This window comes from Chryseobacterium sp. GVT01B, from assembly GCF_019970045.1.
Lineage (GTDB): Bacteria > Bacteroidota > Bacteroidia > Flavobacteriales > Weeksellaceae > Chryseobacterium.
The window spans coordinates 31,117-49,199 of sequence record NZ_JAHXYI010000003.1 but is presented as its reverse complement, the minus strand read 5'-3'; the positions used below and the strand labels follow the sequence as shown (position 1 = coordinate 49,199).

Sequence of the window (18,083 nt, the reverse complement as noted above, 5' to 3'; positions counted from 1 at the left end):
AGGCTATCAGGCATTCATGGGAAAAATCAAGTAAAGAAAAGGTCGAAAAACACATTAAAACATTCTCCATTTTCATCCTCTTTTAGTGTCATATCTTTAAAATATACAAAAAAATAAACAATAATCCAATTATCAAGCTTTAACCATGATTCATAACATAAATTACACATTATTAACCTTAATAATTATTTTATTTAAACAAATTTATCTAAATTTATATCACCAAATAATGAATATGACAAAAATTCATTGAATTATTCACAATAAATTCAATATAAAATTTAAATTCAAATAATACTATTATGAAAAAGTTCCCATTAATTTTATTTTCTCTGGTCCTCTCTATAGGATTATGGAATCCATCAGAAGCATGTACAAGAGTAGTTTACAAAGGTCCTCAGAATACCGTTATTACAGCCCGTTCTATGGACTGGCGTGATGAAATTCCGGCCAACCTGTGGGTTTTCCCAAAAGGAATAGACCGCAACGGACTTGTAGGCTCTAAATCTGTAAAATGGTCTTCCAAATACGGAAGCCTTATCAGCTCTTCATGGGATATTGCATCAGCAGACGGAATGAACGAAAAAGGACTGGTTGCCAACCTTCTTTGGCTAGGAGAATCCCAGTATCCAAAGTTTGATGGAAAAGGAAGTAAAAAGGGACTTGCCATATCATTATGGGCACAATATTATCTCGATAATTTCGCCACCGTAAAAGAATCCGTAGAGTTTTCACGAAAAGAGCCATTCGTTATTGTAAGTGATTATATTCCGGGAACAGAAAGATTTACGACAATTCATCTTTCCATTTCCGATGCCTCAGGAGACAATGCTGTATTTGAGTATATTGACGGTAAACTGGTTATTCATCATGATCCATCTTATACGGTAATGACCAACTCTCCTGTTTTTGAAGAACAGTTAGCTCTTAACAATTACTGGAAAGGAATTCCGGGAACGGTAATGCTTCCGGGGACCAACCGTGCTGCAGACCGCTTTGTAAGAGCTTCTTACTATGTGAATGCAATACCGCAGACTGCTGATACCCGTACAGCTATAGCGAGTGTTTTCAGTGTCATCAGAAACTGTTCAGTGCCTTACGGAATCACTTCAGCAACGGAACCTAATATTTCATCCACAAGATGGCGCTCTGTTTCTGATCAGAAAAATCTGGTATATTATTTTGAAACGGTTTTCACACCGAATACTTTTTGGGTAGATCTTAAAGATTTCGACCTAAGCGCTAAGGGAAAAGTGATGAAACTGGATTTGAGTAATAATAACACTTACAACGGTAAATCCAATGCAAATTTTAAAGAATCTGCACCGTTCGCATTCTTAGGATTAAAATAGATATTTCACCACAAACCACTTATGCTTAAGTAAAAAATCTGCCCCTACAGATAAAAAAACTAAGTATCAACGAACTATGATTGAATATTTGACTATTTCTCTCTCCTGGATGGGTGTCAAATCAGAGATTTGAAGAGGTGGTTAAAAACACTTTTCTTTCATTCAAGCGCATATAAAGATACTTGTGGTAAAGTAAAGTTTACAATATAAAAAAACAAAAATAGATATGGCCTTTTTTTCGATTAAAAAGAAAAGCCTGATCCTGTGCATGCTGGCCTGCGGGTTATCAGCTTATGCACAAAATCAGGACTCTCTGAAGACCACCTCTCCTCCACAGGAAGAAGACAATGTAAAATATCCGCAGCTGCAGATCAAAGGCCTTTTTCAGGCACGTTATCTGGTTGGAATGTCCAAGGATGTTGATGTCAACGGACTTCACCATACGGATGGTTCCGGAACCGATAATAATTTCATGCTTAAATACATGAGAGTTCAGGTTCGGGCACAGATCAGTAAACGCACAGAAGTTGTTGTCTTGGCCAATCTTGCAGATTTTAAAAATGATCCCAAAAGCAGAGTTCTTGAAAATGCTTATCTGAAGTATACTTTCAATCCTAAATTAGCCATTACAGTAGGACAATTCAGACCTTGGTTCGGTATTGAAGAAACTTACCCTATTGATATTATTAAATCTTTAGACTGGTCTAATCAGTATACAGAATTCGGAAAACTGGGCTGGACGAGTTTTCAGATCGGGATGTCTGCCACAGGACAGCTTCAGCTGGGAGAAATCCCCTTCCAATATGCTGTTTCGGTAGTCAACGGAAATGGGAAAAACCAGATCAACGATAATGATAATGGAAAGCAGTATTCTACCCGTCTTGTTTTCGGATTATCAAAAAAATATCACTTCAATGTAGGTCTGAATGGAGGTACCGGAGAAGTTTTCAGCAAAAAAGTATATGCTTTGGGGATAGATCTGAGCTCACTGATTCAATTTGATCCAAAATGGAGTCTTGATATGCAGCTGGAAGCTAAACAGGCAACCAACCATGTTCTGTACAATTCTATTGCACCTGAATTACGCCCTGAAAACCCAGACCAATATCTGATCCGCGGAGCTTATTTCCTTCCGAATTTAAGATATGAAATCAACCATAAAAATCTCAGTGCCTTTGAACTATCATGTCGATATGAATATCTTGACACGAATTTCCGAATGGCGTCCAATCCACGACAAACGATCACTCCAATGTTCGGACTGGAATTCCTGAAAAATTATGGTGCAAGGATTCAGCTTGGGGTTCAGTTCGACCGCTATAAATTTCAGGTGGAAAACACCTCACAATACAACAATAATCTATTCATTGTCCAGGTTCAGAGTAGATTTTAACCCATTAAATAGTTAGTATCATGAAAGAAATAAATATCAGAAACGTAGCGATAACATTTGTTGTTGCGTTGATCATATGGTTCATTCCTGCTCCGGAAGGTGTTGCCGAGAATGCCTGGCATTTGTTTGCCATCTTTGCAGCAACCATTTTAGGAATCATCCTTAAAGCCGCTCCCATGGGTACCATGTGTATGATGGCCATTGGTTTTACAGCCCTTACGCAGGTAGTTGCTCCGGGAGATGCAGGAAAATCTATTACAAAAGCGCTTTCTGGGTTTGGAGACAAAGTAATCTGGCTGATCGGGATTTCATTCTTTATCGCCAGAGGATTTATCAAAACAGGACTCGGAAACCGTATTGCCTTTCTATTCATCAGAGTTTTTGGTAAAAGCTCATTAGGATTGGCTTACGGATTAGGACTTGCCGATGTTTGTCTTGCTCCTGCTATTCCAAGTAATACAGCAAGAGGTGGTGGGATTATCTATCCTATCATGAAATCTATGGCGATAAGCTTTGATTCCGTTCCTGAAAAACCGGAAACTCATAGAAAACTAGGGTCATTCTTAACCTTGAACAGCTACTACATGAACCTCATCGCTTCTTCAATGTTCCTTACCGGGACAGCCAGTAACCCGATGTGTCAGAAATTTGCAGCCAACCTTGGTATTGATATTACCTGGATGTCATGGGCTGCAGCGGGTTTCATTCCCGGTGCAGTAGCATTCTTTGTCGTTCCTTTGGTATTATACAAATTATATCCGCCTGAATTGAAAAAAACAGGAGATGCTCCGAAAATGGCCGCTCAGAAATTAAAAGAAATGGGACCTATTTCCAGAAACGAATGGTTGATGCTCTTGGCATTCTTTATTCTGTTAGCCCTTTGGATATTTGGCGGAGCGCTTTCTATTGACGCTACAACTACTGCTTTCATTGGATTAACCTTATTGTTGTTAACCTCAGTATTAACCTGGGAAGATGTAAAAGGAGAAAAAGGAGCATGGGATACTATCGTTTGGTTCGCCGTATTGGTAATGATGGCAAGTTCTTTAAATGAATTAGGCTTCATTGGCTGGTTCAGTAATCTTATCAAAGTACAAATTGGAGGTTTGAGCTGGCAGGTTGCCTTCCCGGTGATTATTGTTGTCTATTTCTTCAGTCACTATATTTTTGCCAGTGCTACTGCTCACGTAGCGGCCATGTATGCAGCATTACTAGGCGTAGGTGTTTCTTTGGGAATTCCTCCTATGCTGTTGGCGATGATGCTGGGTTTCATGGGTTCTATTTATGGCGTACTTACCCATTACGGGCACGGTCCGGCTCCGGTATTCTTCGGAAGCGGATATGTAGACCTGAAAGCATGGTGGCTCAGAGGTCTTGAGATAGGAATCGTTCTATTAATTATCTATATGGTTGTAGGAGGATTGTGGATGAAAGTCTTAGGATATTATTAATTTTTTAAATCAAAAATATGTTATCAACATTGTCAAGAAAAATGCTGATGTGCCTTACAGGACTCTTTCTGGGATTCTTCCTGTTGATTCATTTCCTTGGAAATCTTCAGCTTTTTCTGCCACAAGAACAGGCGCACCTGCAATTTAATGCCTATTCGCATTTTTTATCCGGAAATATTATTATCAAAATAGTTTCTTACGTTTTGTATGCCAGTATCATTTTGCATGCTGTAGACGGTCTGATTATTACTTTAAAAAATAGAAATTCAGGTGGCGGTTATCAGTCGGACAGACGTGGAAGAGCCAGTACATGGGCTTCCCGAAATATGGGAATCCTCGGAACATTAATACTGATCTTTCTGGTAATCCATTTCCAGAACTTCTGGTATATCTACAAATTCGGAAATCCGCCTTTGGATGAGAACGGAAATAAAGACCTGTACATTTTAGTAGTGAATGTCTTTAAAGAATGGTGGTATGTTATCATTTATGTTTTATCAATGATTGCCTTATGCTATCACCTTATCCATGGAATATACAGTGCTGTAAGAACTCTGGGACTCTATCATCCTAAGTTTGTGCAATGGTTCAAAACGATAGGAATCGCCTATTCAATCATCATTTGTGTAGGTTTTGCATTGATGCCGGTGTATGTATTCTTTACTTATCATTAAACAGAACGGTCATGATTTTAGATTCAAAAATACCACAAGGCCCATTAGAATATAAATGGGAAAACTATAAAAAGAAAGCAAGACTCGTTAATCCTGCCAACCGTAAAAAACTGGATGTGATTGTTGTAGGAACCGGACTTGCGGGAAGTTCTATTGCAGCTTCTTTGGGAGAAATGGGATATAATGTCAAATCATTCTGTTTCCAGGACAGCCCGAGAAGAGCGCACTCTGTGGCAGCCCAGGGAGGTGTAAATGCTGCAAAAAATTATAAAAACGATGGTGACAGTGTATACAGAATGTTTGTAGACACTTTGAAAGGAGGAGATTTCAGAGCCCGTGAAGCTAACGTTTACCGTATGGCAGAATGTTCTTTAAACCTCATCGACCAGGCTGTAGCGCAAGGTGTCCCATTTGGACGTGAATATGGGGGATACCTGAACAACCGTTCATTCGGAGGGGTTCAAGTGAGCCGTACATTCTATGCCAGAGGGCAAACGGGACAACAGCTTCTTCTTGGAGCTTATCAGGCATTAATGAGACAGGTTGGAAAAGGTTCTGTACAATTGTTTTCAAGACATGAAATGCTTGATCTGGTCACCGTTGGCGGCAAAGCAAGAGGAATTATTGTAAGGAATTTAGACACAGGAGACATTGAAAGACATGCAGCCCATGCTGTAGTATTGGCAACGGGAGGTTACGGAAAAATCTATTATCTGTCTACCCTGGCTATGGGATGTAATGGTTCTGCAATCTGGAGGGCTCATAAAAAAGGAGCTTTAATGGCTTCTCCAAGCTGGATTCAGGTACACCCTACTTCTCTTCCTCAATCCGGAGATTATCAGTCTAAACTGACATTAATGTCTGAATCACTACGTAATGACGGACGAATCTGGGTTCCGTTAAAAGAAGATGAAAACAGACCTCCGAATGATATTCCGGAAAATGAAAGAGATTATTACCTTGAAAGAAGATATCCGGCTTTCGGGAATCTTGCTCCGAGAGATATTTCTTCCCGTGCAGCAAAGGAAAGAATTGATGCCGGTTTCGGAATCGGGCCTTTGAAAAATGCGGTGTATCTTGATTTTTCAAAAGCAATTCAGGAACAGGGAAAGGATAAGATCAAAGAGAAATATGGAAATTTATTTGATATGTATCTTAAAATAACGGGATACGATGCCTATAAAGAACCCATGATGATCTCTCCATCTGCCCATTTTTCAATGGGTGGTCTTTGGGTAGATTATGAGTTAATGACTACCGTTCCGGGATTGTTTGCTTTAGGTGAAGCTAATTTTGCTGACCATGGAGCGAACAGATTGGGAGCTAACTCTCTTCTTCAAGCCTCTGTAGACGGTTATTTCATTGCACCTTATACCATTGCCAATTATCTGGCAGATGAAATTCACACCGGGAAAATTTCTCCTGATACGCCGGAATTTGAACAGGCTGAAAAAGCTGTTAAAGACCAGATTACTGATTTTATCAATATCAAAGGAACCAAAACCGTTGATTATTTCCACAAAACACTGGGAAAACTCCTGTACGATTATTGTGGGCTGGCCAGAAATGAAGAAGGTCTGAAATATGCCATTCAGGAAATCAGAAAACTGAAGGAGGAATTTTACAAAGATGTAAGAGTTTCCGGTCAGGGAGATCAAATGAATACCGAACTGGAAAAAGCGGGCCGTGTAGCCGATTATTTTGAAATAGGAGAATTAATGTGCTACGATGCCTTAACCCGTAATGAATCCTGTGGTGCACATTTCCGGGAAGAATTCCAGACTCCGGACGGAGAAGCAATGAGAAATGATGCTGAATATCAGTTTATTTCGGCATGGGCATGGGCTGATGAAAATGGAGAACCGGAGCTGATAAAAGAGCCATTAACCTTCGAAGAAATTCAGCCAACGGTAAGAAGTTACAAATAAAAAGCAAAAAATTATGGATTTACATCTTAAGATATGGAGACAGAAAGACAGAAAAAGTGAAGGGAAACTGGTAGGCTACGACCTGAAAGGATTAAATTCTCATATGTCTTTCTTAGAAATGCTGGATACTTTGAACGAGAAACTGATCATTGAAGGTGACGAGCCTGTAGAATTTGATCACGACTGCCGTGAGGGGATTTGCGGACAATGCGGAATGATGATTAATGGTATTGCCCATGGTCCTCTGAAAAATACAACCACCTGCCAGCTTCATTTACGGTCTTTTAAAGATGGGGAAACCATTCTGATAGAACCTTTCCGTGCTGAGGCTTTTCCGGTGAAGAAAGATTTAAAAGTAGACCGTTCTGCTTTTGACAGAATTATATCTTCAGGAGGTTTTGTTTCTGTAAATACAGGTCAGGCACCAGATGCTATGGCTATTCCGGTCACCCATCACACGGCTGAAGAAGCTTTTGATTCTGCAGCGTGTATCGGATGCGGAGCTTGTGTTGCTACATGTAAAAACGGCAGCGCTGCATTATTTACCTCAGCAAAAATCACTCATATGGTCCTTCTACCTCAAGGGAAAGAAGAACGAAGCAAAAGAGTACTGGACATGGTGGCTCAGATGGATACAGAATTATTCGGGCACTGCTCCAATACGGAAGCCTGTGAAGTGGAATGCCCGCAAGGAATTTCCGTACTCAATATCGCCAGAATGAATTTTGAGTACAGCAGAGCTCTATTTTTCAGGAAAAAAGCATAGATCAATAAAGAAGAACGCTAAAAATGATAATGTTTGAAAGGGTAAATCTGCCATGCAGGTTTGCTCTTTCTTTTTTTAATTTACTTCTATTCGTTCATCATGGCCACTACCCTTGCCGGAGCTGCGGAACCGCCTACAATCTTTAACGGAAATACACAGATTTTAAATCCGGATGGAGGTAATGCACTGAGATTGGTAAGCTGTTCAATGTGTAAGTATTCTTTTTCGATGCCTACACGATGACCTTCCCAGAAGAATTCGGGATCATTGAGTTCCTTGGCCTTCTGAGCCATATATTTTAGTGGAAGATCCCAACCCCATTGGTCAATTCCCATTACTTTCACACCTTGATCAATCAGCCATTCTGTAGCTTCTTTGCTCATTCCCGTTCCTTTTTCTACAAAATCTGAGGTTCCCATCATCTTGTCACGATCTGTTCTGATCAAAACAATATTTCCTTCCTCTATAGTAATTCTGTTTTTATCCAGATCTTTTTTCAGATCATCTACAGTGATAGCAACAAAGTCTTCTTTATGAGTGCAATCAATCACAATTCCATCTCCATAACACCAATCCAAAGGAATCTGATCAATTGTTTTTGCAGGTTTTCCTTCTACAACAGGACCATAATGCCATGGAGCATCAATATGAGTGGTAGCATGAAGTCCCATATTTTTGATCGTGTCATCTGCCCAGCCCGTCCAGTTTTTAGGAAAAAGCCTCGCTGGAAGTCTTAGTGCCAACCGAATCAGCCAATGTGATTTCCGGTGTGCTTTATGTTTGATTTTCACCCTCATAAACCAAGGGTCACCAGCATTATATTGGATGGGTTTTGTCAGATCGACAATTGTTGTTTTCATATGATTCAGCTAAGGAAACAAAGATAGCAAATAAGGCAAAAAAGATGAATAGATATTAGCAAATGAAAAAAGATTAGTAATGACTAATCTTTTTCTAATTCTAGTGGATTTTCGTATTTTTTGTTTTCTTCCCTTTCTTTTTGTCTTTGTCTTATGATTTCCTGACCTTGTATAATAGTTGTTCCATAACTTGCAAGTACAGCAGTAGCATTGGCATCAGCATTTCTTAGTGCTTGTTTTAATTTTTGTTGTGTTGTTTCAATTGCTTCATTATATCGGCTTTTCCTAATGGTAATTAATTTCCCTTTTAATTTAGATGCAGATAAAGATTTTACCAATTCAAAATCAAAATCTCCCTTATCATCTGTTATTTTTATAATTAAACCGGGTAATCCGCTAAATTTATAAGGACCATAAGGCAAAGGAATTTCAGGAGAATACCAGGCAATCCAATTTCTTCCTTTAAAGGTAACTTCTGCTTTTTTACAATTAATTGTGTTGATCACTTTAGACTCATTAATAAGTTTCCAGTTCTTTATTACAAGTTCTTTGTAAGTTAGTAGAGACATTCCAACTAATCTAAAATATTGTATATTTTCATTTGATTGAATTATCGTAAAAGATAAATTTGTTTTGGGAATCACTACTCCTTTTTTCCAGCCAAGAGTTATACTTCCATCAGCATTCTTTGTCGATGTTCCTGAAGTCGCCATTACTGAATCCCCTTTCAGCGATGTAGCACTCGCAAAAAATGCACGATTATCACCTATTTGTAATGAAAATAATTCTTCATGTTTATTATCAGTTCGTGTATCGAATTTAGCTTTTAACAGATAAGTAAATTCACCACGCAAAGTATCCTGTTTATATGATTGTGCATATAATAAAACACCATAAAATAAAATGAATAATTGTAGTAATTTTTTATGGTAATGCATAAGGGATGTTTTTCATTATAAAGTTACACTTATAGTGTTAATTTCACTATAAGTGCATCAATTTACATTAATCAGGCTAGGTTTTTACTCGGTCCATAGTGAGTAGCTGGCTTACAATAATTTGTTTCAAGAGCTGCAGCCCAAGCATTTGCTTGCTCTGCTGTCCAATCTTGAGTCGTTGTAGCTTGTACCCCACAAGAAGTTTCAGTATACCAAACTTGGCCACCACTTACCATTTTAAGGTCTTCGCGAGTCATTTTTTTCATTTTTTTCATAAAATATGTTTTTTAATCAGGTCTCAAATATATACAACTAACTCATATCTATAAGATATTTTTTATTATGTTAACTCGTTGATTTTCTGATAAAAACATGTTTTTTACTTAAAAATTTTTCGTATAAAATTGAATTGGTTTTATCATATTACTTAAAATAAAAAAGCATTAATTAAAAAATGCTTTTTGTTATTTTTATTTATGTTAAATTAATTCGATACATTATTATCCTTCTCCGCTTTTACGTCCTTCATTTTGCCCTAAAACCCTTTAGGGATCATAATCTTCTTCGGATCATTCTCATCATACATAATTTCAATGGTTCCGTATTTAGGGACAGAAGAGAGATTCAAAAGGCTGACAATTTTCTTGTAGACCGCAATATGTTCAGTTCCTCTGAAGTCTTTAAAACTAACCTGAAACATAATTTGTGGCTGGTCATTTACAAGAAGTCCTGTCTGGCTTACACTGATAATATTGGCTTCAGCATTTCTTCCTAAGAAAAGGATTTGTTCTTCTTTTTTATTTTTAAAAAGCTTGCTGATCAGCAACTGAAAAACCAATATATAAATAAGGGTCATTACGCCACTGAAAATAATCGGGTGCATGAAGGTCAGGAATCTCCAGCCAAAATCAAAAGATTCCCGCACATAGAAATAATAGTAAAGTCCGGCTATGTAAGCAATCATCAATACCGCAAATACAATTCTTAAAACGATTCCAGAGGTATTGAAACTCACTTTCTGATCACTTAAAATAAAGTAAGGTTCCTGTGAAACTTTGGGATTAAGCAGTACTTTAACCTTATTTCCGACCTCAAATCTTTTTTCATGGGGTTTAGAATCGTGAAACATCATTTCATGCTCAATCAAGGTATCTCTGAGATTAGGAAATGAAAGAACAATCTGAATGATATTCATATTGGTTTTCGGAATATACTTCAGGAGTTTATAGTTGATGATTTTCGCTTCTCTGGGAATTCCGTTACGTAGTATGGATTGAATCGTATTCTTCTCTTTAAAGGTTTTTATAAAAAGGATATTGATAAAGAAGGCAATAACATATAGCCATATAAGCAAAGAAAAACCGAGATACCCATAGCTCACAGCTAATGAATTTCTCGGTTCTGTTGCAAGTTCCTCACTCATCATATAAATGAAAATCGGAAAAGGAACGCAGAAAAAAAAGAGAAAAATCCCCCAGAAAATGATCATAAATTTCATAGCTGCTATTTTGTAATCAGCAATAAAGTTATGATATTATTATGGAATGGGAGACATCTTTTTTACACCTCTTTTTCAAAATAAAGTCTGTAATATTTTCCTTTATCATCTTCACCCGTTTCGATTTTCTGTCGGTCTCCGTGGATGTAAATGTGGAAATTTTTATCAAGTTTGATAATACTTTTAAAGTGTCTCTGAGTCTTTTTTACCGCAGCTTCACTGATCGGGAATTCTTCAGCAATATTCACCTGCATATCCTGTTCGTAATCTGTTTTAAAGTTCACGAAACTTTCAATCACATGTTCGTCTCCCAATACCTCATTAGCAAATTCATCAAGTTTAAACTCTTCTTTTTCTTTAAAGAAATTAATTGATTTATTAAGGAAATCTGCCTGATCTGCTTTGGAAACTTCAAATTCCTGAGGAAGCTGTTTTGTGATATAATCTTTATACACCATCAAAGCTTCCTGTGTGTGAAAATATTCATCATCACGCTGTTTCACTTTAAGGAAATCTTCAAACCAGTAGTACATATCCCCATTTTTGTTGTTATCAACTACAGAAAGTACATATCCGGTTTCCTTATTGTTGTTGTAGATCAAAGCAGCTTTATCAATTTTAGACAGCCCGATTCCCTGATCTTTTTCAATGTCAAATGTTTCTTCTGAAGGAGTGATTTTCAGGAAAGATTCTCTCTTTTCTGTTTTGAAGATCCCGATTTTGTCCACTTTATCAGGACGATCACTTTCATCTTCAAAAAGTACGATAAAAAGTTCTCCACTCTGAACTCTTGGGTTTTCAGCTGCTTCAAAAAGGTGTTTTGCAATGTTTTCAGATTCCCAGATGAACTTGGCTTTGTCATCAAAAATTTCTGATACCGCACTGTAAACCGGATTATTCACCAGATAAGTGTCACTGTAAAAATGAAAAGTTTCTTCTGATTTAAAAGATCCTAAAAAGTAATCTTCAAGCATTTCTGCCATTCCTTCTTCCAGTTTCAATTCCTCCTGAGAAAGTGTCAGGGAATCTCCATTGATCTTATTTCCTACTCTGTGTACTATTATTTTTGAAAACATTTTTCTGAATATTTGGACTGCAAAGATATTCATTCTTATTCTTTCTGCGAAACTTAAAAAATGTCATAAGATGATATAGATTTTATTGAAGTAGGTTTATACCACCCCGTCAAAAATTCTTTGAATTTTCGCCACCCCTCCAAGAGAGGGGAATTTTCAGCCATTCCGTTGTAATTGTGCTGGCAAGAAAATTTTTGCCTTTCATTTTTCCAAATTGATAAACTCCTTATCATTTTGACATGCTTTTTTGTTTCAAAAATCAAGCTTAAAAATCACAAAATATTATTTATCAACACTTTAAATGAAATTTATTTTCAACGGAATACCATTGGCATCATGATTTGAAAACATAGAAAAATGGACTTAAAGACATTAAACAGACTCGACAAGCTGAGAAGATTAAAAAGCAGAGGACCTGAAACGCCAAAGTGGCTGAAGCCCTATCATCTGCTCTTTTTTGCTTTTTTAACCATTTTCATCTTTGGAGCCATTATCAAAATGCTGGAACAGAATCACCATTAAAATATAATATTATGAATTATCTACAAGCCGTAAAGGAAATCACAGATGTGGTTCCTGATTTTGAACAAGAAGTGAAAGAAATTAAAATTCAAAATTCATACAGCATCATCCGGACCTTCACGGAGCGTATAAAAAACATGATCCGTCAGAATGACAGAAATTTGTTGTTCAGAAGTTTACAGAAAATGGACAAAATTTACACTGACGGAGATAACGTATTAAAAAATGCTATTGAGACTACTTTTATCTATTCTCTGGACAATTGTACCGCTTTCTGCAGTGAAGAATACAGAAAAGTGATTTTTAGTCACATTTCTACCAACCTTCAGAAGGTATATTCAAGACAAATTTACAGTCACGGTATATAAAGGTTTTATTACATTTTTTATCCGTTTCATTACAAAGTGTTTAAATTAAACAAAATTAAAAATAACTCACAATCAATAGATTATGAAAAATAAAATAAGAAGAATTTCAGACTGGAAAACCTGGAAAACTACGACTAACAGACACAATACAGAGATATTGCTCACTCACATCGCTGTCATAGTAAGTGTATTTATTTTTGCGGCCTGCCTTTAAATTTTGGTATACATTTCGCTGCAATACAAAGTGTTTGAAAAATCTTAATTATGATGAAAGTACAAATGCAAACTATTAATCAAAAAATAGCTGTTGAATACTTAAAATTTTTCTATCCACCACTTCGCAATGAAATCACACAGTTGTCTGTTCAGGACAATTTCGCTGGAATCATGCAGGCTACCGTGAATTATCTGAAGAAGCTTTTACAGGAATCTAAAATCAGTATTATTGCCCATCATCTTAAACTGATGGACTCGATCTATAAAAATGGGGATTCTTATGTAAGAACCATGATTGAAAACCTGTTTGTAAGATCTTTTGAAAGTTTCAAGAAACACGCAAAGATTCAACACTGGAAACTCCTTTATCAATATATGCCTGTAAGCTTTCAGATCATTTATAATGAACAGCAGAAGCAGGATATGATATATTTTGGAAAATAATAGGTAAAACAAAGAGCAAAAAGGCAAATAAATGAATTCGTCTTTTTGCTTTTTCTTTCTGTTACTGACAAATCACACCTTCATCTATTTCACCCCATACGTGTAAAACCCCTATTTTTGCAAAAATAATAACAATGAAGTACCCTTTTTATGCAGCAATGATATGCCTCTCGCTGATCTCATGTGGAAATAATGACAACACCATTGATGATCCGAAGCCGATTGATAAAGAAATGTATCAGTTTGAATTCAAAAGCTATGCGGTAAAAGGAACCACTCTTTATACCGGATCATTCGGAAGTAAATCTAATCCTGATGAAACCTACCTAAGCCAATACTGGAACCTCTACCAGGAACCTTCCTGGAAAAAAATAAACCTTGATCTTAAAAACAAGACGATCAGATTGATTTCAGAAACCTCATCTACAGATTTTACTTATAGTTTTACAATCGTAAATGATTCTGTACTGATCAAAGAGAATAACAATAAGCCAGCTTACATTGGTGATTTCAAGAAAGGTAACTCTTCGTTTACTTTAAAAAGAACTTACAGATACATTAAAAAAGTACCCAGAAACGATCATGATGCACTATTGATTACTAAAAGTGCACATTTTGGGACAACCCAATACGAAAATATTTTTGGAAATATTTTCACAACTCCTTCTGAAATGATAAAATCAGGGGATCAGGTTTTATGGACTAATATTGAATATTCTTACCAAGAATTATAGTCACTGGTAATGATTCAAAATACATCCCCGGAGCTTATATTTCCGGGGACTTGTTTTTTATGATAAATAGAAGAGTTTTTATTTCTTTACAAATACCTTCTCTATTGTCTGCGATTCTTCATTATTCAGTTTTGAGGCCTTCCCTAACTTGGCAATAAAAGCAGTTACTTCTTCCGTTGTGGCCGGTGATCCCAGGTTTTCTCCTTTAGCATCAAAAGAATCTGCCAGTACTTCTCCTTTTGGATTTAGAATCAGCCAGAAAGGAAGTCCGGCATTTTCACCTTTATATTTATTCATCAATTCCTGTCCGCCAGGGTTTTCAAGACTTTTCTTTTCGCCCCTTTCCTGAACATCCACATAAGCAGTGACAAATCTTTTATCAAAAATAGGTTTGGCTTCAGGAAGATCCATATTTTTTTCCATCATTTTGCACCATTTGCACCATGAAGCATGGAATATCAGTAAAACATTTTTCTTCCCTGCTTTAGCTTCTTTAAAGGCTGTATTTAAAACTACATCTGCTTTTTCCTGTGCTGTACCTAACTGAAATAAAAACAGGGTAACAACGATAATAATTTTAGAGTATTTCATTCTGAATTTTTTGTTTTAATCTACACGAATTTAGGGATTTTTCTTTGACAATATAACTTTGGAATTCATCAATTTAGTTAAACATTTTGTAATTTAGTCAATGATAAATTTGTTTTCTGATATAGTATACAAATGGAATTTTCTCATCTTAAATAGGTTTAAAAATGATTGAAATAAAAAAATATTCTAATCAGTCAGGACATCCTGAGCCAAGACGCGTCATCAGATACACGCTATTTTGGTGTCATCATGGAAGTGCTGAAATTTTGATTGACGAAAATATTTTTATCCTGAAACCCAATCAGGTCGTAACGATTACTTCAGGGCAGTTTCATCAGTTAAAAACAGTTCAAGGAGAACTTACTGCATTGGAATTTACTCTGGACTTCTTTTCTAAAAGTGACAGTGATATTGAACTTATTTTTCACAACGGGCTTTTTTGTCATTTCGGAATGAATGAGATAATCACGATTCATAATCCTTCATTTTTCTCAGGAACATTGAACACCATTGAAAAAGAAATTCTGGAACAGCCTTACCAATATCTGATTTCTACACATTCTTTGGTAGAATTGCTGTTGGTAGAAATCAACCGCAGTAAAATTGCCAACGGTGATGAAATCTGGAAACCGGATGCTTTATTCTTAAAATTCCTTGAAAGTGTCAGAAAGAATTTCAAAAACAATTATCAGGTCTCTCATTTTGCTGATCTCCTTGGAACTACTGAAGCCAAACTGAATGAAGTTTCAAAACTCCACACAAGCAAAACTGCTCAGAATGTTATCTACAGCCTTATTATTTCTGAAGCGAAAAGACTTTTACTGTATGAAAAACTATCGGTAAAGGAAATTGCTTATCAGCTGGGCTTCAATGATCCTTTCTACTTTTCAAATTTCTTTAAAAAGCATACTTCACGTTCTCCTAAAGATTATCAAAAGGCAGTAAAGGAAATCTAAAAGAAGCCAGGCAACAAAAAATATACAGCCTTATCATCACTTCCCGCTTCCAACTCCTCTCTTCCCTCCTCTTCCTGCATTAAATATTATATGCTTTTCCCGGAATTGTCTATTCTTTAGACAACGGTTTTCCCTGAACTTTGTACTGTAATTAAGACCTAAAAATTATAAGTATGAAAACGCAACAGGACACCGCCGTTTTTTTATTGAGGATAGCTCTGGCATTCGGATTTTTATCAGCCGTAGCAAGCAGGCTGAATCTTTGGGGAGCGCAATCTTCAGGCTGGAAAAAGTTTGTGGAATATACCGCTGAAACGAATTCATTTTTACCACAGTCATGGGCTTCCATAATAGCCTTATTGTCTACAGCTGCTGAATTATCAATCGGTATTCTGCTTCTTGTAGGTTATCTGGTAAAAGGAACTGCACGGTGCGCCTCTATTCTTACTTTATTTTTTGCGGTTGCGATGAGTATTTCTTTTGGCATTAAAGAGCCTTTAGATTATTCTGTTTTCGTATTCTGCGCCGGAGCATTTCTCCTGAGTACTTTCTCCCGTTATCAATGGAGTTTAGACCAATTTTTACAACAATAACAATTAAATTTATATATCATGAACACCAACATCCACGATTACATCGTAAAAACAGAACAAAAAGAATGGCAGCCTTTAATTGAAAAAGGGATTCATTATGAAGGTATCTTTGTAAAATCTTTAAAATTCGATCCGGAGAAAAACCGTTCTACCAGCATTCTTTTAAAATTTGAACCGGGAGCCAGCTATCCTTATCACAATCATCCTGCCGGAGAGGAACTTTTTATTATGGAAGGTGATGCTACTATTGCAGGAGCCCAACTTGAAAAAGGAGATTATCTGTATACTCCACCCAATTTTAAACATTCAGTAAAGTCTGAACAAGGTTGCACGATTCTTTTTGTAATTCCTGAAGAAGTGGAGATTCTTTAATTCCAAAACAAAACCACAGTAAACTTACTGTGGTTTTTATGATTAAAAAAGGATTGGAATTATTTCAAAACTGTTTTGTCCGCTGACATTGGTCTGAAAACAATTAATGTTTTTTTCTTTCTCACAATATCTACCAAAGTCTGGACTGAAAATGTGAGAATAATATACAGTACAACAAGCACCATTACATAACCAATACTATGCTGTCTGTACCCAAAAATACCTTTTCCCCACGAGATCAGTATCCATTGGATCATATACATTGAAGTCAGGTTTCTGCTGCAATATTTTAAAACTTTAATTGCCTTATTTTCCTTGCTGTTTACCGTGAGAGTATAGATAATCCACAGGAAGATCAGCGTCCAGCCTGCAAAATAAACAACTCCTCCGGGTCCCATATGATAGAAACCGTTGTAATTGTATTCGCCATACAGAAAAACCAATGGCGCACCAACTGCAACGAAAACCAATCCCACATACAGCATATTTCTGAATAATTGTTTGCTGTTGTAGTTCAGCTCCTGGAACCATTTTCCGAAAAACATTCCGATGATGATAAAAGCCATCCATGGAAAAACAGGAAAATACACGTAAGCCGGATAGTCAGTATTAAAAAGAAGATCCAGAATATAATTGATCACAGGATAGTCCAGGTTAATTCCACTAACTTCTCTGGATATCAATGCAACGAACAGACCTATCACCAGAATGATGTATTTATTTTTAACATATTCTCTGATAAACCCGACAAACAGCAAAGACATTCCTGCCAGCTGTAAAATATCACCCAGCTGTACCAGATATACATATTGCTGCTCTATAGGAGCATGCCATCCATATTTCTGAATAAAATTATCCGGAGCAAAATTAAAAATCACAGGGATCATAAACTTCATAAAATTCATAAACAAGCCTGCAAAGACCAGTAAAACACCACGTTTCAAAGCACTCTTAAGACTTTGATGGCTGGAAGTCATAAAGGTAATTCCCATGCAGATCAGGAAAATGGAAGTTCCTCTTCCGAGAAAAACAATAAAACTGCCAATTGCTGTTTCATATTGTGATTTTACATTGGCATACACCAACAAGGTATGTATGATAATCATTCCGATGACACTTATACCTTTTATTAAATCCAGCGTGAGGATTCTTTTGTTTTGTTGTTCCATAGTTTTTTTAGTGAAATTGTGGATTAGATGGATAAAATTGTATTCATTAATTATTTCTTTAAACAATATTTTTATTTATTCTAAATAAAATCAAATATACAAATTAAAATCACATCTCATAATTCATAAATAAATTTTCATAAATTATTAATAACTAAATATTTATTATGGAATTAAAGAGC

At 36.4% G+C, this 18,083-nt stretch carries 21 protein-coding genes; 14 read left to right on the top strand and 7 right to left on the bottom strand.

Annotated elements, in window-relative coordinates; genetic code table 11:
• Positions 1-302 precede the first annotated feature (302 nt).
• The 6 genes from LC457_RS06940 (at position 303) to LC457_RS06915 (ending at position 7,564) form a co-directional block, all read left to right on the top strand.
• Positions 303-1,352 (top strand): linear amide C-N hydrolase, encoded by a 1,050-nt coding sequence (locus LC457_RS06940; protein ID WP_223599192.1) that lies wholly within the window; start codon positions 303-305, stop codon positions 1,350-1,352.
• 226 nt (positions 1,353-1,578) lie between these two features.
• Positions 1,579-2,745 carry a porin gene (locus LC457_RS06935; RefSeq protein WP_223599191.1) on the top strand — a complete coding sequence of 389 codons (1,167 nt, stop codon included), beginning with the start codon at positions 1,579-1,581 and terminating at the stop codon, positions 2,743-2,745.
• 20 nt (positions 2,746-2,765) lie between these two features.
• Positions 2,766-4,196: an anion permease gene (locus LC457_RS06930; protein ID WP_213280353.1), complete on the top strand. Its 1,431-nt coding sequence runs from the start codon at positions 2,766-2,768 to the stop codon at positions 4,194-4,196.
• Positions 4,197-4,213: 17 nt separating this feature from the next.
• Positions 4,214-4,870 (top strand): succinate dehydrogenase cytochrome b subunit, encoded by a 657-nt coding sequence (locus LC457_RS06925; protein ID WP_223599190.1) that lies wholly within the window; start codon positions 4,214-4,216, stop codon positions 4,868-4,870.
• Positions 4,871-4,881: 11 nt separating this feature from the next.
• Positions 4,882-6,798, top strand: a complete 1,917-nt coding sequence (locus LC457_RS06920) for a fumarate reductase/succinate dehydrogenase flavoprotein subunit (protein WP_223599189.1) — start codon at positions 4,882-4,884, stop codon at positions 6,796-6,798.
• A gap of 13 nt (positions 6,799-6,811) precedes the next feature.
• Positions 6,812-7,564, top strand: coding sequence for a succinate dehydrogenase/fumarate reductase iron-sulfur subunit (locus tag LC457_RS06915; protein WP_223599188.1), 753 nt, complete (start codon positions 6,812-6,814; stop codon positions 7,562-7,564).
• Between the two features lie 86 nt (positions 7,565-7,650).
• On the opposite strand, the gene LC457_RS06910 is transcribed toward LC457_RS06915, so the two are convergent.
• The 5 genes from LC457_RS06910 to LC457_RS06890 form a co-directional block, all read right to left on the bottom strand.
• Positions 7,651-8,424, bottom strand: coding sequence for a cyclase family protein (locus LC457_RS06910; protein ID WP_223599187.1), 774 nt, complete (start codon positions 8,422-8,424; stop codon positions 7,651-7,653).
• A gap of 83 nt (positions 8,425-8,507) precedes the next feature.
• A complete protein-coding gene (locus LC457_RS06905; RefSeq protein WP_223599186.1) occupies positions 8,508-9,362 on the bottom strand; it encodes a GLPGLI family protein in 855 nt (284 codons plus the stop codon).
• A 71-nt stretch (positions 9,363-9,433) separates the two neighbouring features.
• Complete coding sequence (locus tag LC457_RS06900) at positions 9,434-9,637, bottom strand: hypothetical protein (RefSeq protein WP_213280359.1); 204 nt, start codon at positions 9,635-9,637, stop codon at positions 9,434-9,436.
• Between the two features lie 260 nt (positions 9,638-9,897).
• Positions 9,898-10,860, bottom strand: a complete 963-nt coding sequence (locus LC457_RS06895; protein WP_223599185.1) for a hypothetical protein — start codon at positions 10,858-10,860, stop codon at positions 9,898-9,900.
• Between the two features lie 62 nt (positions 10,861-10,922).
• Positions 10,923-11,936 (bottom strand): nucleoid-associated protein, encoded by a 1,014-nt coding sequence (locus tag LC457_RS06890; RefSeq protein ID WP_047420915.1) that lies wholly within the window; start codon positions 11,934-11,936, stop codon positions 10,923-10,925.
• A gap of 357 nt (positions 11,937-12,293) precedes the next feature.
• Between LC457_RS06890 and LC457_RS06885 the strand changes: the two genes are divergently transcribed.
• From LC457_RS06885 to LC457_RS06870, 5 genes are all read left to right on the top strand, one after another.
• Positions 12,294-12,458 (top strand): hypothetical protein, encoded by a 165-nt coding sequence (locus LC457_RS06885; protein WP_223599184.1) that lies wholly within the window; start codon positions 12,294-12,296, stop codon positions 12,456-12,458.
• An 11-nt stretch (positions 12,459-12,469) separates the two neighbouring features.
• Positions 12,470-12,826, top strand: a complete 357-nt coding sequence (locus LC457_RS06880; RefSeq protein ID WP_223599183.1) for a hypothetical protein — start codon at positions 12,470-12,472, stop codon at positions 12,824-12,826.
• An 82-nt stretch (positions 12,827-12,908) separates the two neighbouring features.
• Complete coding sequence (locus LC457_RS23355; RefSeq protein ID WP_262712104.1) at positions 12,909-13,040, top strand: hypothetical protein; 132 nt, start codon at positions 12,909-12,911, stop codon at positions 13,038-13,040.
• Positions 13,041-13,090: 50 nt separating this feature from the next.
• Positions 13,091-13,486, top strand: coding sequence for a hypothetical protein (locus LC457_RS06875; protein ID WP_047420913.1), 396 nt, complete (start codon positions 13,091-13,093; stop codon positions 13,484-13,486).
• Positions 13,487-13,620: 134 nt separating this feature from the next.
• On the top strand, positions 13,621-14,220 hold the full coding sequence (locus LC457_RS06870) for a hypothetical protein (RefSeq protein ID WP_223599182.1): 600 nt from the start codon (positions 13,621-13,623) through the stop codon (positions 14,218-14,220).
• Between the two features lie 78 nt (positions 14,221-14,298).
• On the opposite strand, the gene LC457_RS06865 is transcribed toward LC457_RS06870, so the two are convergent.
• Positions 14,299-14,811: a thioredoxin family protein gene (locus LC457_RS06865; protein ID WP_223599181.1), complete on the bottom strand. Its 513-nt coding sequence runs from the start codon at positions 14,809-14,811 to the stop codon at positions 14,299-14,301.
• 164 nt (positions 14,812-14,975) lie between these two features.
• Between LC457_RS06865 and LC457_RS06860 the strand changes: the two genes are divergently transcribed.
• The 3 genes from LC457_RS06860 to LC457_RS06850 all read left to right on the top strand — a co-directional run bounded on the left by LC457_RS06860 (position 14,976) and on the right by LC457_RS06850 (position 16,732).
• The gene (locus LC457_RS06860; RefSeq protein ID WP_223599180.1) at positions 14,976-15,767 is read left to right on the top strand and encodes an AraC family transcriptional regulator; all 792 of its coding nucleotides are present in this window, start codon (positions 14,976-14,978) and stop codon (positions 15,765-15,767) included.
• A gap of 173 nt (positions 15,768-15,940) precedes the next feature.
• Positions 15,941-16,360 (top strand): DoxX family membrane protein, encoded by a 420-nt coding sequence (locus LC457_RS06855; protein ID WP_223599179.1) that lies wholly within the window; start codon positions 15,941-15,943, stop codon positions 16,358-16,360.
• Between the two features lie 18 nt (positions 16,361-16,378).
• A complete protein-coding gene (locus LC457_RS06850) occupies positions 16,379-16,732 on the top strand; it encodes a cupin domain-containing protein (RefSeq protein WP_142717602.1) in 354 nt (117 codons plus the stop codon).
• A 59-nt stretch (positions 16,733-16,791) separates the two neighbouring features.
• Here the strand turns inward: LC457_RS06850 and LC457_RS06845 are convergent, their stop codons facing one another.
• Entirely contained in the window at positions 16,792-17,901 is a 1,110-nt protein-coding gene (locus tag LC457_RS06845) for a heparan-alpha-glucosaminide N-acetyltransferase domain-containing protein (protein ID WP_223599178.1), read from the bottom strand.
• Positions 17,902-18,083: the final 182 nt, after the last annotated feature.

What these genes read in the sequence shown, in the direction of transcription:
- LC457_RS06850 (WP_142717602.1), top strand. Translation starts at nt 16,379, where the DNA reads ATGAACACCAACATCCACGATTACATCGTAAAAACAGAACAAAAAGAA.
- LC457_RS06940 (WP_223599192.1), top strand. Translation starts at nt 303, where the DNA reads ATGAAAAAGTTCCCATTAATTTTATTTTCTCTGGTCCTCTCTATAGGA.
- LC457_RS06845 (WP_223599178.1), bottom strand. Translation starts at nt 17,901, where the DNA reads ATGGAACAACAAAACAAAAGAATCCTCACGCTGGATTTAATAAAAGGT.
- LC457_RS06920 (WP_223599189.1), top strand. Translation starts at nt 4,882, where the DNA reads ATGATTTTAGATTCAAAAATACCACAAGGCCCATTAGAATATAAATGG.
- LC457_RS06875 (WP_047420913.1), top strand. Translation starts at nt 13,091, where the DNA reads ATGATGAAAGTACAAATGCAAACTATTAATCAAAAAATAGCTGTTGAA.
- LC457_RS06930 (WP_213280353.1), top strand. Translation starts at nt 2,766, where the DNA reads ATGAAAGAAATAAATATCAGAAACGTAGCGATAACATTTGTTGTTGCG.
- LC457_RS06860 (WP_223599180.1), top strand. Translation starts at nt 14,976, where the DNA reads ATGATTGAAATAAAAAAATATTCTAATCAGTCAGGACATCCTGAGCCA.
- LC457_RS06855 (WP_223599179.1), top strand. Translation starts at nt 15,941, where the DNA reads ATGAAAACGCAACAGGACACCGCCGTTTTTTTATTGAGGATAGCTCTG.
- LC457_RS06880 (WP_223599183.1), top strand. Translation starts at nt 12,470, where the DNA reads ATGAATTATCTACAAGCCGTAAAGGAAATCACAGATGTGGTTCCTGAT.
- LC457_RS06885 (WP_223599184.1), top strand. Translation starts at nt 12,294, where the DNA reads ATGGACTTAAAGACATTAAACAGACTCGACAAGCTGAGAAGATTAAAA.
- LC457_RS06890 (WP_047420915.1), bottom strand. Translation starts at nt 11,936, where the DNA reads ATGTTTTCAAAAATAATAGTACACAGAGTAGGAAATAAGATCAATGGA.
- LC457_RS06910 (WP_223599187.1), bottom strand. Translation starts at nt 8,424, where the DNA reads ATGAAAACAACAATTGTCGATCTGACAAAACCCATCCAATATAATGCT.
- LC457_RS06915 (WP_223599188.1), top strand. Translation starts at nt 6,812, where the DNA reads ATGGATTTACATCTTAAGATATGGAGACAGAAAGACAGAAAAAGTGAA.
- LC457_RS06935 (WP_223599191.1), top strand. Translation starts at nt 1,579, where the DNA reads ATGGCCTTTTTTTCGATTAAAAAGAAAAGCCTGATCCTGTGCATGCTG.
- LC457_RS06870 (WP_223599182.1), top strand. Translation starts at nt 13,621, where the DNA reads ATGAAGTACCCTTTTTATGCAGCAATGATATGCCTCTCGCTGATCTCA.
- LC457_RS23355 (WP_262712104.1), top strand. Translation starts at nt 12,909, where the DNA reads ATGAAAAATAAAATAAGAAGAATTTCAGACTGGAAAACCTGGAAAACT.
- LC457_RS06865 (WP_223599181.1), bottom strand. Translation starts at nt 14,811, where the DNA reads ATGAAATACTCTAAAATTATTATCGTTGTTACCCTGTTTTTATTTCAG.
- LC457_RS06905 (WP_223599186.1), bottom strand. Translation starts at nt 9,362, where the DNA reads ATGCATTACCATAAAAAATTACTACAATTATTCATTTTATTTTATGGT.
- LC457_RS06895 (WP_223599185.1), bottom strand. Translation starts at nt 10,860, where the DNA reads ATGAAATTTATGATCATTTTCTGGGGGATTTTTCTCTTTTTTTTCTGC.
- LC457_RS06900 (WP_213280359.1), bottom strand. Translation starts at nt 9,637, where the DNA reads ATGAAAAAAATGAAAAAAATGACTCGCGAAGACCTTAAAATGGTAAGT.
- LC457_RS06925 (WP_223599190.1), top strand. Translation starts at nt 4,214, where the DNA reads ATGTTATCAACATTGTCAAGAAAAATGCTGATGTGCCTTACAGGACTC.